This is a genomic window from Pseudomonas sp. 22189 (assembly GCF_052045635.1).
Lineage (GTDB): Bacteria > Pseudomonadota > Gammaproteobacteria > Pseudomonadales > Pseudomonadaceae > Aquipseudomonas > Aquipseudomonas parakoreensis.
The window spans coordinates 103,237-115,387 of the sequence record NZ_JBQEPG010000019.1 but is presented as its reverse complement, the minus strand read 5'-3'; the positions used below and the strand labels follow the sequence as shown (position 1 = coordinate 115,387).

General features: G+C 62.9%; 10 protein-coding genes. 3 read left to right on the top strand and 7 right to left on the bottom strand.

All coding sequences use genetic code 11. The features are described from left to right. Window positions 1-39: 39 nt before the first annotated feature. Window positions 40-1,095 (bottom strand): haloacid dehalogenase-like hydrolase, encoded by a 1,056-nt coding sequence (locus tag ACTJKS_RS20185; RefSeq protein ID WP_198759729.1) that lies wholly within the window; start codon window positions 1,093-1,095, stop codon window positions 40-42. Between the two features lie 241 nt (window positions 1,096-1,336). On the opposite strand from ACTJKS_RS20185, the gene ACTJKS_RS20180 reads away from it, so the two are divergent. Then, window positions 1,337-2,728, top strand: a complete 1,392-nt coding sequence (locus tag ACTJKS_RS20180; protein ID WP_096795779.1) for an L-cystine transporter — start codon at window positions 1,337-1,339, stop codon at window positions 2,726-2,728. Between the two features lie 90 nt (window positions 2,729-2,818). On the opposite strand, the gene ACTJKS_RS20175 is transcribed toward ACTJKS_RS20180, so the two are convergent. Then, window positions 2,819-3,331, bottom strand: a complete 513-nt coding sequence (locus tag ACTJKS_RS20175) for a dihydrofolate reductase (protein ID WP_108184115.1) — start codon at window positions 3,329-3,331, stop codon at window positions 2,819-2,821. A gap of 85 nt (window positions 3,332-3,416) precedes the next feature. On the opposite strand from ACTJKS_RS20175, the gene ACTJKS_RS20170 reads away from it, so the two are divergent. Next, window positions 3,417-4,790 (top strand): DUF2868 domain-containing protein, encoded by a 1,374-nt coding sequence (locus ACTJKS_RS20170; protein WP_108184116.1) that lies wholly within the window; start codon window positions 3,417-3,419, stop codon window positions 4,788-4,790. Then, on the top strand, window positions 4,783-6,159 hold the full coding sequence (locus ACTJKS_RS20165; protein ID WP_108184117.1) for a GTPase/DUF3482 domain-containing protein: 1,377 nt from the start codon (window positions 4,783-4,785) through the stop codon (window positions 6,157-6,159). The genes ACTJKS_RS20170 and ACTJKS_RS20165 overlap by 8 nt, the downstream gene beginning before the upstream one ends. A gap of 68 nt (window positions 6,160-6,227) precedes the next feature. Here the strand turns inward: ACTJKS_RS20165 and ACTJKS_RS20160 are convergent, their stop codons facing one another. The 5 genes from ACTJKS_RS20160 to ACTJKS_RS20140 all read right to left on the bottom strand — a co-directional run bounded on the left by ACTJKS_RS20160 (window position 6,228) and on the right by ACTJKS_RS20140 (window position 12,005). Beyond that, a complete protein-coding gene (locus ACTJKS_RS20160) occupies window positions 6,228-6,845 on the bottom strand; it encodes a phosphonate degradation HD-domain oxygenase (protein ID WP_108184118.1) in 618 nt (205 codons plus the stop codon). Further along, the gene (locus ACTJKS_RS20155; protein WP_108184119.1) at window positions 6,845-7,978 is read right to left on the bottom strand and encodes a TIGR03364 family FAD-dependent oxidoreductase; all 1,134 of its coding nucleotides are present in this window, start codon (window positions 7,976-7,978) and stop codon (window positions 6,845-6,847) included. The genes ACTJKS_RS20160 and ACTJKS_RS20155 overlap by 1 nt, the downstream gene beginning before the upstream one ends. A 165-nt stretch (window positions 7,979-8,143) precedes the next feature. Next, window positions 8,144-9,169: a putative 2-aminoethylphosphonate ABC transporter substrate-binding protein gene (locus ACTJKS_RS20150; RefSeq protein WP_108184120.1), complete on the bottom strand. Its 1,026-nt coding sequence runs from the start codon at window positions 9,167-9,169 to the stop codon at window positions 8,144-8,146. Between the two features lie 35 nt (window positions 9,170-9,204). Then, window positions 9,205-10,929 carry a putative 2-aminoethylphosphonate ABC transporter permease subunit gene (locus ACTJKS_RS20145; RefSeq protein WP_108184121.1) on the bottom strand — a complete coding sequence of 575 codons (1,725 nt, stop codon included), beginning with the start codon at window positions 10,927-10,929 and terminating at the stop codon, window positions 9,205-9,207. Beyond that, window positions 10,929-12,005: a putative 2-aminoethylphosphonate ABC transporter ATP-binding protein gene (locus ACTJKS_RS20140; RefSeq protein WP_131670637.1), complete on the bottom strand. Its 1,077-nt coding sequence runs from the start codon at window positions 12,003-12,005 to the stop codon at window positions 10,929-10,931. The genes ACTJKS_RS20145 and ACTJKS_RS20140 overlap by 1 nt, the downstream gene beginning before the upstream one ends. Window positions 12,006-12,151 lie beyond the last annotated feature (146 nt).

Below are 12,151 nucleotides of genomic sequence, written 5' to 3'. Positions count from 1 at the left end.
GATCGCAGCCTGCGGCAGCTCCTACAGGGATTTCAGGGCTTACTGAATTTCTTCAGGCTTCACGATCACCCAGTTCTTGTCCGCCGTCACCGGCAACCCTTCCTTGGCCTGCGCCGCTGCGTGCTTGGCCATCATGCCGTTCAATTGAGTCATGTATTTGTCCTTGCGGTTGACCCACAAGTGAATGCCGCCCTTGGCTACATCCACATCGTGGAACAGCATGTAGCCGTCGCTGCTCGGGGTGTCGCCGCCCACCAGTACCGGTTTTTTCCACTCGTCGATGTAGGTCAGGATCGCCGCATGCTTGCCGGCCATCCAGGTCGCCGGGGTCCACAGGTAAGGGGTCAGTTCGAGGCCGAGGTTGGCCTTCTCGTCATACTTGCCGGCGGTGATCTGTTTGCGCGCAGTGGTCAGTTCGCCGGTTTCGCGGTTCTTCAGCAGCGTGGTCACGCCGATCACGTTCTGCGGTTTGACGTTGTAGCCGTACTTCGGATCTGCCGCGACCATGCGCACCAGTTCTTCGGAAGCGGCAGTCATCACGTAGACCTCGATGCCATTCTCCATCAGCTTGTTGTACAGCTCGGCCTGGCCGGTGAAGACTTTCGGCGGCTGCACATCGAGGTTCTTCACCACGTCGCCGTCGTAATAAGTGGTCGGCACCGTTTTGCCCGAGGCCATCAGCTCATCGACGTAGCCCTTGAGTTCCTTGAGCGTGAAGCCGGAGAACACCTGCGCCACCCACGGGTAGCAGACCATGTCGTCGACTTCGCACAGGCGATAGTAGTAACTGAACAGGCTTTCCTTGTGGTCGGCGGTGTCCTTGAACGGCATCAACTTCAGGGAGGGATCGAGTTTGTCGCGGGTGATCAGGCCCTTGTTTTCCATGAACGGCAGCAACGACTCTTCGAGGTCATAGCGGTAACTGGTGTTGTCCATGTCGAACACCGCGTAGTTACCTTTGTTGGCGTTGGCCGCGATCATCGCGTCCAGTGCCTTGGCCTGATCCGCCGGCCAGTGCTTCAGATCGGTGGCGAATGCGTGAGCGGCTAGACCCAATCCAAGCACTACAGCGAGCATTTTCGGTGCGAACTTCATCGGCGTTTTCTCCCTGACTGAAAGACATCGACGCTAACAAATAAGTGTGACAGTCCTCGTCTGTCAGCGACCGCTTACGTCTCTTCAACGCCAGTTGCATTGCCAAGAGCGACAAGCGCTTATTCCAAAAACGACGGACAACCTGCTATTTCGGTATTAATTCATTGGAAATCAAACTGTTAGGCTTGCCGGTTCGCAGTTGCCCCAGAAGGCGACTGGCACAAGTCTTATCGGAGTCTTCATGAATCTGCCGCTGATCCTCAATCTGCTGGTGTTCCTCGCCCTGCTCTTCGGTCTGGCGCAAACCCGCCACACGACGTGGAGCCTGGCGAAAAAAGTCCTGCTTGCACTGGTGCTGGGCGTGGCGTTCGGCGTGGCCCTGCACACCGTTTACGGTGCCGGCAACCCGGTGCTGAAAGCCTCGATCGGCTGGTTCGATCTGGTCGGCAACGGTTACGTGCAGTTGCTGCAAATGATCGTGATCCCGCTGGTGTTCGCCTCGATCCTCAGCGCGGTGGCCCGTCTGCACAACGCCTCGTCGCTGGGCAAGATCAGCTTCCTGACCATCGGCACGCTGCTGTTCACCACCGCGATTGCGGCGCTGATCGGTATCGGCCTGACCAACCTGTTCGGCCTCACCGCCGAAGGCCTGGTCGCCGGTACTCAGGAAATGGCCCGTCTGCAAACCATCCAGACCGACTACGCCGGCAAGGTCGCCGACCTGAATGTGCCGCAACTGCTGCTGTCGTTCATTCCGCAGAACCCGTTCGCCGACCTGGCCCGGGCCAAGCCGACCTCGATCATCAGCGTGGTGATCTTCGCGGCTTTCCTCGGTGTCGCGGCGCTGCAACTGCTCAAGGATGACGTCGAAAAAGGTCAGAAGGTGATCAACGCCATCGACACCCTGCAAGCCTGGGTGATGCGTCTGGTGCGTCTGGTGATGAAGCTGACCCCGTACGGCGTGCTGGCGCTGATGACCAAAGTGGTCGCCGGTTCCAACCTGCAGGACATCATCAAGCTCGGCAGTTTCGTCGTGGTTTCGTACCTCGGTCTGGGCCTGATGTTCGTGGTGCATGGCCTGCTGGTGTCAGCGGCCGGGATCAACCCGCTGCGTTTCTTCCGCAAGATCTGGCCGGTGCTGACGTTCGCGTTCACCAGCCGTTCCAGCGCCGCGAGCATTCCACTGAGCATCGAAGCGCAGACCCGTCGTCTGGGCATTCCGCAGTCGATCGCCAGTTTCGCCGCCTCGTTCGGTGCGACCATCGGCCAGAACGGTTGCGCCGGTCTGTACCCGGCGATGTTGGCGGTGATGGTTGCGCCAACCGTCGGCATCAACCCGCTGGATCCGCTGTGGATCGCGACGCTGGTGGCGATTGTGACCCTGAGCTCGGCCGGTGTGGCCGGTGTTGGTGGCGGCGCGACGTTCGCCGCACTGATCGTGCTGCCGGCGATGGGTTTGCCGGTGTCACTGGTGGCGCTGCTGATTTCGGTTGAGCCGCTGATCGACATGGGCCGTACGGCGTTGAACGTGAGTGGCTCGATCACTGCAGGTGCGATTACCAGTCAGGTGATGCAGCAGACCGATAAAGCGCTGCTGGATGCCGATGAGCATGCGGAGCTTGCTCAGGCTTGATGTAAAGCAAGATCAAAAGATCGCAGGCTTCGCCAGCTCCTACAGGGGACATGCGTAAACCTTGTAGGAGCTGCCGCAGGCTGCGATCTTTTAGGCTTTTTCCCAGACCTCAAAGTTGTACGCGGGCTTGTCGCCCTCAGGCGGATTCGGCACGTTCGACACCAGCTTCCACTGGTTCAGGTCAAACTCCGGAAACCACGCATCCCCTTCCGGGCTCAGCGCCACACGGGTCAGATACAGACGATCGGCCTGCGCCAGCCCTTGCGCATACAACTGCGCGCCGCCAATCAGCATCAACTCATCGACGCCCTGCGCTTTCGCCCATTCCTCGGCACGCACCACCGCGGCTTCCAGCGACGGATACACCTCCGCGCCTTCCAACACCAAGTCTGGCTGGCGGCTGACCACGATGTTCAAGCGCCCCGGCAGCGGACGGCCGAGCGAATCCCAGGTCTTGCGGCCCATGATGATCGGCTTGCCGAGGGTCGTGGCCTTGAAGTATTTGAAGTCCCCCGGCAGGTGCCAGGGCATGCTGTTGTCGACACCGATCACGCGGTTTTCACCGAGGGCTGCGATCAGGCTGAGGGGGAGTGATTTAGTCATGCCGGCGAGGATACCAGAGCCTCGCTTGACCCGATAAGCGCCACAGCGGTTATGCTCATGGCTCAATTGAGCAACGGAATGGCGCGTGACTGAACTGACTCCCCTGCAAAACCTCTGGCTGACTGAAACCATCCGCCTGCGTGAAGAGCACGCAGGTCCCCTGGAGGATCTGGAAGCCAATCGTCTGGCCCGCGCGGCCGGCGGCGATCTGCCGAGCCGTATTCAGCGCCGGGCGGCGTGGCTGGCCGAGCGCGACGGGCTGAGCACGGCACTCAAGCACTGGCTGCAGGGCGCGCGTCTGGCGCTGGTGCTGTTGGTGATTTTCGCGTTGCTGAGCGGCGCCGGACTGGCCTTCGCCGCACTGAGCCAGTCACCGGTGAATGTATTCTGGGCCTTGGGCAGCCTGCTCGGGTTGAACCTGATTCTGCTGCTGAGCTGGGCGCTGGGGCTGATCTTTGCCGGAGAACACGGCGCCACCCTCGGGCGCTTGTGGCTGTGGCTCAGCGAAAAACTCGCTCGCGATGCCAAAGCCGCGCAACTCGCGCCGGCCCTGCTGCTGATGCTGCAACGCAAAAAACTCAATCGCTGGGCGCTCGGCACATTGGTCAACGGTCTGTGGTTGCTGGCGATGCTCAGCGCCCTGCTGTTGCTGCTGACACTGATGGCGACCCGGCGCTACGGCTTCGTCTGGGAAACCACCATTCTCAGCGCCGACACCTTCATCAACCTGACCCAAGCCCTCGGCGCGCTGCCGGCGCTGCTCGGTTTCAACGTACCCAGCGTGGAAATGATCCGTGCCAGTGGCGACGCGGCGCTGGGTATCGAAAGCGCGCGACAGGCCTGGGCGACCTGGCTGGTTGGCGTGCTGGTGGTCTACGGCGTTCTGCCGCGTCTGCTGCTGGCGCTGTTGTGTTTCTGGCGCTGGAATCGCGGCAAAGCCGTGCTGGCGCTGGACCTCAACCTGCCCGGCTACGCCCAGCTGCGCGAACGGCTGATGCCGACCAGCGAACGTCTCGGCATTAACGACGCGGCGCCTGAGCAGTTGCATCGCGTCGAAAGCAGCGTCAGCGAACACGCCAGCGACGGCGCTTTGCTGGTGGCCATTGAACTCGACGATCAGCGCCCGTGGCCACCGGCCCTGCCGAAAACCGTGAGCAACGCCGGAATCCTCGACAGCCGCGAATCACGGCACAAACTGCTCGAACAGCTCAGCCGTTTCCCTCCGGCGCGCCTGCTGATCGCCTGCGACCCGCGACGCTCGCCGGATCGCGGCAGCCTCGCGCTGATCGCCGAACTGGCGCGCAACGCCAGCGCCACCCGCGTCTGGCTGCTGCAAGCACCGCCCGGTGAAGCGCTGGACAGCGCCCGCCTCGGCGACTGGCATGTCGCGCTGCAACAGCTGGAATTGCCGTTCGCCGATTGCGCACCGATGAACTGGCTGGAGAACGGTCATGACTGATGCCCGCAAAGCCCCGCTGAAACTCGCGGTGGTCGGCCACACCAACGTCGGCAAGACCTCGCTGCTGCGCACCTTGACCCGTGACGTCGGTTTCGGCGAAGTCTCGCACCGCCCGAGTACCACCCGCCATGTCGAGGGCGCGCGGTTGTCGGTGGACGGCGAGCCCTTGCTCGATCTCTACGACACGCCGGGGCTGGAAGACGCCATTGCCCTGCTGGATTTCCTCGAGCGTCTGGAGCGCCCCGGCGAACGCCTCGACGGCCCGGCGCGACTGGCACGGTTTCTCGACGGCAGCGAGGCGCGCCAGCGTTTCGAACAGGAGGCGAAAGTCCTGCGACAACTGCTCGCCTCCGACGCCGGTCTGTATGTGATCGACGCCCGTGAGCCGGTGCTGGCCAAGTATCGCGACGAACTCGAAGTGCTGGCCAGCTGCGGTAAACCGCTGCTGCCGGTGCTGAATTTCGTCAGCAGCGCCAACCATCGCGAACCGGACTGGCGCGAAGCGTTGGCGCGGCTCGGCCTGCATGCGCTGGTGCGGTTCGACAGCGTTGCGCCGCCGGAAGATGGCGAGCGGCGCCTGTACGAAAGCCTCGCGCTGCTCTTGGAAAACGCCCGTCCGCAACTGGAACGCTTGATCGCCGATCAACAGGCCCAGCGCCTGGCCCGCCAGCAAAGTGCGGCACGCCTGATCGCCGAATTGCTGATCGATTGTGCGGCGTGCCGGCGCAGCGTGGTCAGCGAGGCCGAGCAGGAACAGCAAGCCATCAGCGAACTGCGCAAAGCCGTGCGTCAGCGTGAACAGAAGTGCGTCGAGGCGCTGCTCAAGCTTTATGCGTTTCGCCCGCAGGACGCGGCGGCCAGTGATCTGCCGCTGCTGGATGGGCGTTGGGGCGATGACCTGTTCAACCCGGAAACGCTTAAGCAACTCGGCGTGCGAGTCGGCGGCGGGATCGCGGCAGGCGCGGCGGCCGGAGCTGGCGTGGATTTGCTGGTGGGCGGGATCACCCTTGGCGCTGCGGCGCTGGCCGGTGCGCTTGCCGGCGGCGCGCTGCAAACGGCGCGCAGTTATGGCAGCCGTCTGCTGGACAAGATCAAGGGCCAGCGCGAGTTGACCGTGGATGACGGGGTGCTGCGGCTGCTGGCGTTGCGTCAGCGGCAGTTGCTGTCTGCGCTGGATCAACGCGGACATGCGGCGATGGACGCAGTTCAGGTCGCCACCCCGCAGGACAAGAGCTGGCGCGAGGGCAAGCTACCGGAGGCGCTGAACAAGGCGCGGGCGCACCCACAGTGGTCGTCGCTCAATCCGCATGCGAAGTTGAATCAGGCGGAGCGGCAGGAGCAGATAGATCTATTAGCTGCGGATTTGTAGCGCCTGGACTGGCCCCATCGCTGGCAAGCCAGCTCCCACAGGGTTCTCGGTGAAAACCCATTTTGTGATCAACCGAGATACCTGTGGGAGCTGGCTTGCCAGCGATGGCAGCCACTCGGTTCCAAGACCTGAGAAGACAAAAGACGCACCGCTTTCTCCTTCAACACCTTGAGATCCATCACCGGCACCGCCGTTTCCTTGGCCAACTCATCCCACTGGCGCATGCGCAAACTCACGGCACACAACGGATCACGCTCAAACGCACCCGCCTCCTCCTCGCTCATCACCCCGCCCTGATACTCCAGGGTCCGGCGACTCGCTTCACTCAGGCGCTCGAAATACCCAGGTTCGCGCAAGGTCAGGTAACGCTTGGCCTCAACGTGATATTCCACCAGCCGCGCCAGACGCTCACTGAAACCCGCCTCACGCAAATAATCCGCACCCAGGCGCTCATGGCTGACCACGCCATACCCGCCCATGTTCTCGGCGCCCTCGGCACACAAATGGCCGATGTCATGGAAGAACGCCGCCAGCACCACTTCATCATCAAACCCTTCAGCCATCGCCAACTGCGCGGCCTGAGACATGTGCTCGATCTGCGACACCGGCTCGCCGATGTAATCACTAGCACCAAAGCGTTCATACAGCGCAAACACCCGGTCAACGACTTGCGCATGCGCCGCCATCACATTTCCTCCAGTAATTGCGCCACGTTGCGCTCGGCCAGTGCCGGGCCGACGCTCATGCCGACGCCGGTGTGCATCAACGCCACACTCAGCCCCGGGGCCGGGCGCAGCAACGAAAACGGTCCCGGCCCCCGGGCACCGTAGACGCCCTGCCAGCGCTCGAGCACTTGCACCTTGCAGCCCAACGTCTGTTCGGCCAGCTCGAGCATCCAGTTGTCCACTTGCTCGGCATTGAACGGCGACGGATCGCTGCCGTAATGGTGCGAGTCGCCGATGATCAGCTCGCCATACGGCGTCGGACTGATCAGCAGGTGAATGCCGTTGTCGTGCAGGTGCGGTTGTTCGCGCAGGATCTGCGCCTGCACCGCCGCCGCTTGCGGCAGGTCAGCGAAAGCGCCGTAGTGCACGCAGCTCAGACCGGTGAGCAAGGCGTGTTGCAGATTCAGCTCGATCTGCGGTTTGGCACGGAGCATTTGCAGGCGGCAGATCTGCGGATCGAGCGCGGCGATCGGCTCGGCCAGCAGGGTCTGATAATCGTGGCCGGAGCAGACGATGATTTGCTTTGCCGTGAAGCTGCCGGCGGTGCTGTGCAGGTGCCCCGGTTCGACGTCGCGCACCAGCGTACTGAAGTGAAACTCGACGCCGAGATCGCGGCGCAGGTAGTCAATCAGCGCGGGGATTGCTTCGCGCGAGTACAGCTGTTGATCGTCCATGCCGTGCAATGCAGCACGGTGGTGACTGAACTGGCCGTGGTACAGATCACGCAGTGCGGCGCCGCGCAACAGGGCGACGTTATACCCGTGTTCCACGGCGCGGCCGTTGCAGAAGGCCTCGAGCAATTGCTCTTCGGCTTCGCTGCGGGCGAACAGGTACGAGCCGTTGCGCTTGATGTGCAGACCGGCGAGTTGCGCCCAGTCGCCCCAGATCTCGCGGCTGGCCGTGGCCAGTTCGAGCATCGGCCCCGGTGGCTGCCCGGTGACCAGCGCCTGACCAAAGTTGCGCACCGAAGCGCCGAGGGGCGTGGCGGTGCGTTCGAAAACGCTGACCTTGAGCCCGCGTTTGGCCGCGGCATAGGCGTGGGACAGGCCGAGGATGCCGGCGCCGACGATGAGCAGGTCTTGGTGCTGAGTCATAAAAGCAATCCCGCTTGTGTGGCGAGGGAGCTTGCTCCCGGTCGGCTGCGCAGCAGTCGTAAATTCAGCAGACGCGGAGTGCCTGACACTACTCGTTTGCAGGATTTGGGACCGCTTCGCGCTCCAGCGGGAGCAAGCTCCCTCGCCACAGGCTGTGTGAGTCAGTTACTTGGCGACGACTTTCTCGGACTTGCCGTCATAACGCTTGCGCCACTCGGTGAGGATCTCGTCGCGATTCTTCGAGGCCCAGGCGAAGTCGTTCTTGATCAGGCGCTGCTCGTAGTCGACCGGCAGTTCGGTCTGCGGCTTGGCGATGCCCGGCTGCGCAAGAACCGCGAAGTTCTCCTTGTACAGGTCCATCGCCTCGGCGCTGGCGGAGAAGTCCGCGAGTTTCTTCGCGGCGTCTTCATGCGGTGTGCCTTTGATCACGGCCGTCGCTTCGATCTCCCAGCCCAGGCCCTCCTTCGGCAGAATGATGTCCAGCGGCGCGCCCTGGCGCTTCAGCTGTACCGCCGGGTATTCGAAGGAAATGCCGATCGGGAATTCACCCGCCGCCGCCAGTTTGCACGGCTTGGAACCGGAGTGAACATACTGGCCGATGTTCTGGTGCAGACCGTCCATGTAGGCCCAGCCCTGCTTCTCGCCGAAGGTTTGCAGCCAGGCGCTGACGTCGAGGAAACCGGTGCCGGACGACGCCGGGTTCGGCATGACGATCTTGCCCTTGTACTCAGGCTTGGTCAGATCCTGCCAGCTCACCGGTTTACTCAGTCCCTGCTTCTCGGCTTCGACGGTGTTGAAGCAGATGGTCGCGGCCCACACGTCCATCCCGACCCAGGCTGGCGGGTTGGCGGCGTCGCGGTAGTTCGCGCCGATCTTGCCCAGATCCTTCGGTGCGTAGCTTTGCAGCATGCCCTGCTGATCGAGGATCGCCAGGCTCGAAGCGGCCAGGCCCCACACCGCGTCAGCCTGTGGACGGGCCTTTTCGGCCAGCAGCTTGGCGGTGATGATCCCGGTGGAGTCGCGCACCCACTTGATCTCGACGTCCGGGTTGGCCTTTTCGAACGCAGCCTTGTAGGCGGTCAGTTGTTCGGCTTCGAGGGCGGTGTACACCGTCAACTCGGTTTTTGCCGCGAAGGCATTCAGGCTGAAAGTAGCGAGCACAGCAGCGGCCAGGGCCATAGGCTTGAACATGATCGTTTTCCTGTCTTGAGTTGAGGTTGGGAAAATCAGTGACCGGGCGCGGTTTGCCGCCAGGCCTGGGAACGGCGCAGCAAGCCGCGCGAAGCCCACGCCAGCAGCAAGGACACGCCCGCCGAGGTGAACAGAATCAGGGTCGACATCGCTGCCGCGCCGCCGACGTTGCCGGCGTCATCCATGTTCAGCACCGCGACCGCCGCGAGGATGGTGTCGGGGCTGTAGAGGAAGATCGCCGCCGACACCGTGGTCATCGCCGAGACAAACAGGTAGCGCACGATGTCCAGCAGCGCCGGCAGACAGATCGGCACGGTGACCCGCAGGTAGTGGCGGTACAGCGGCGCCTTGAGCGACAGCGCGGCGGCTTCGAACTCGGCGTCGAGTTGGCGCAGCGCTGTGGTCGCGGTCATTTGTGCGGTGGTCAAGTAGTGCGCAATGGTGCAGACGATCAGCAGGGTCATCGTGCCGTACAGCACGTGCAGCGGGTTGCCGCTGAGGTTGAAGAAGAAGACGTAACCCAGACCGAGCACCAGCCCCGGCACTGCCATCGGCACGAAACTGAGCATGCGCAACGTCAGGTTGAGGCCGCGTTGGCTGCGGGTTTTCTCCATCAGGTAAGCGCCGGTGAAGATCAGCACGCTGCCGATCAATGCGGTGCCCAGCGCCATCTTCAGGCTGTTGCCATAGGCCAGCCAGCCGCCGCCAGCAGTTTCGTTGAACTGGTAGTGATTGAGCGACAGCGACAGGTTGTACGGCCAGAACTTCACCAGCGAGGAGAACACCGCCATGCCGAACACCAGCAGCAACGCCGCGCTGATCAACACAACAATCGCCAGATAGCAGGCATCACGCATTTTCGACGGCGCTGGTTTGAATACTTGCGCACGGCCACTCATGGAATCGCCGTGACGCCGACGCAACCAGGCATCGACGCCGAAGCTGAACAGCGCCGGCAGCAACAGCACCATGCCGATCAACGCCCCGCGTCCGAATTGTTGCTGACCGACCACGGCTTTGTAGGCTTCCAGCGCCAGCACTTGATAGTCTCCGCCGACCACCACCGGCACACCGAAATCGGTGATGGTCAGAGTGAACACCAAGCAGAACGCGGCGAACACCGCCTGCCGGGTCGCCGGCCAGGTGATGCTGCGAAACGCCTTGGCCGGACTGGCGCCCATGCTCGACGCCGCATCGAACAGCCGCGCATCGGCCAGCGACAACGCCGACAGCAGAATCATCAGCGCATGGGGAAAGGTGTAGATCACCTCACCCAACACAATGCCCCAGAAACCGTAGATATTGTCCGAGAGCAGCCCGCGCAACATGCCCTGGTTGCCGAACAGATAAACCAGTGCGATACCCGGCAGCATCGACGGCGCCATCAATGGCAGCAGGGAAATCCCGCGCCAGATGCCCTTGGCTGGAATCAATGTACGTTGCAGGGCGTAGGCAAACAGGTAGGCCAGCGGTACGACGATGGCCGCGACGCTGAGGGAAACTTTCAGGCTGTTACCAAGCAGCCAGTGGAAATTCTCGCTGGTCACCAACTCCTTCGCGGCGAGCCAGCCACCGCCCTGCCCGGCCTCGCTGCTGAAGCCGCGCCAGAAGATCGCCAGCAACGGCAGCAGCACCGCGACACCGAGCAGCAACAGCAGCAGGAGTTTGCCGCCGAAGACGAAGATCCGGTCACCGACCTCGGCCCCGGACACTCGCCGCGCCTGCTTGTGCGGTAGCGGCAGTGCGATGTTCGCGCTCATCAGGCAAACACCTGCAGGCTGCGCGGCGGCAAGGCGACCATGATCTGCTGGGCGCCGAGGCGCGGCATGGCTTCCGGCGCCAGTTCGGCGAGCAGCGAATGGCCCGGCAACTGGTCGAGTTCGAAGCTCATGCGGCAGCGATTGCCGAGGAACGTGATCTCGCGAACCTTGGCCGGGAACAGGTTTTCTTCGTGCACCAGCGGATTGACGCTGATCGCTTCCGGACGGCAGAACAGTCGGCCCGAAGCGCCGCTCACGCTGCCATCCGCCAGACGTACATCCATCCCGCCAACCCGGGCGTGACTGGCGCTGCTGCGCTGGAACGGCAGCCAGTTGCCCTGCCCGACGAACTCGGCCACGAACGGCGTGGCCGGGCGGTTGTAGATGTCCTGCGGAGTGGCGTACTGCTCGACCCGACCGTTGTGCATCACGGCGATGCGGTCAGCCATCAGCATGGCTTCGTCCTGATTATGGGTGACCATCAGGGTGGTGATGCCGAGGTTGCGCTGCAGCTGGCGCAGTTCGGTGCACAGATGCTCGCGCACCCGGGCGTCCAGCGCCGACATCGGCTCATCAAGCAATAACAGCGACGGCGCCGGGGCCAGGGCGCGAGCCAGCGCGACTCGCTGTTGCTGACCGCCGGACAACTGGCCTGGGTACTTTTTCTCACTGCCGCTGAGGCCGACCAGCTCCAGCATCTGCCCGACGCGACGGCGTACTTCGTCACGACCACTGCCGGCGAGGCCGTAGGCAATGTTTGCTTCGACGGTCAGATTGGGGAACAGCGCGTAGGACTGGAACAGGATCCCGTAATCCCGGGCCTGCGGCGCAAGGTGCGAGACGTCGCGGTCGCCGAGGTACAACTCGCCGCTGTCCTGCTTCTCCAGCCCGGCGATGCAGCGCAACAGCGTGGTCTTGCCGCAGCCCGACGGGCCGAGCAGGCACACCAGCTCACCGGCGGCGACGTCGAGGGAGACGTTATCCAGTGCGGTAAACGCGCCGAAGCGTTTCTGCACGCCGCGCACTTTCATCGGCGCACCGGGATTGGTCAGGGCAGTTGCGATGGCAGGATTCATGGACAGACCTCATCAAGCAGATGGGGCCAATCCTAGAGTTGTAATGCGTCCGTCATGTGGCAGTGAGGCAAAAACGGCCGATAGTGGTATTCGGGGATTTTGGTTCAGGTTTCAAGTCATGGGTTGCCGGGTCTGGCCCCATCGCT

Coding starts and splice junctions, on each gene's coding strand:
- ACTJKS_RS20150 (WP_108184120.1), bottom strand. CDS start 9,169: ATGTTCAAGCCTATGGCCCTGGCCGCTGCTGTGCTCGCTACTTTCAGC.
- ACTJKS_RS20160 (WP_108184118.1), bottom strand. CDS start 6,845: ATGGCGGCGCATGCGCAAGTCGTTGACCGGGTGTTTGCGCTGTATGAA.
- ACTJKS_RS20185 (WP_198759729.1), bottom strand. CDS start 1,095: ATGAAGTTCGCACCGAAAATGCTCGCTGTAGTGCTTGGATTGGGTCTA.
- ACTJKS_RS20180 (WP_096795779.1), top strand. CDS start 1,337: ATGAATCTGCCGCTGATCCTCAATCTGCTGGTGTTCCTCGCCCTGCTC.
- ACTJKS_RS20155 (WP_108184119.1), bottom strand. CDS start 7,978: ATGACTCAGCACCAAGACCTGCTCATCGTCGGCGCCGGCATCCTCGGC.
- ACTJKS_RS20145 (WP_108184121.1), bottom strand. CDS start 10,929: ATGAGCGCGAACATCGCACTGCCGCTACCGCACAAGCAGGCGCGGCGA.
- ACTJKS_RS20175 (WP_108184115.1), bottom strand. CDS start 3,331: ATGACTAAATCACTCCCCCTCAGCCTGATCGCAGCCCTCGGTGAAAAC.
- ACTJKS_RS20165 (WP_108184117.1), top strand. CDS start 4,783: ATGACTGATGCCCGCAAAGCCCCGCTGAAACTCGCGGTGGTCGGCCAC.
- ACTJKS_RS20140 (WP_131670637.1), bottom strand. CDS start 12,005: ATGAATCCTGCCATCGCAACTGCCCTGACCAATCCCGGTGCGCCGATG.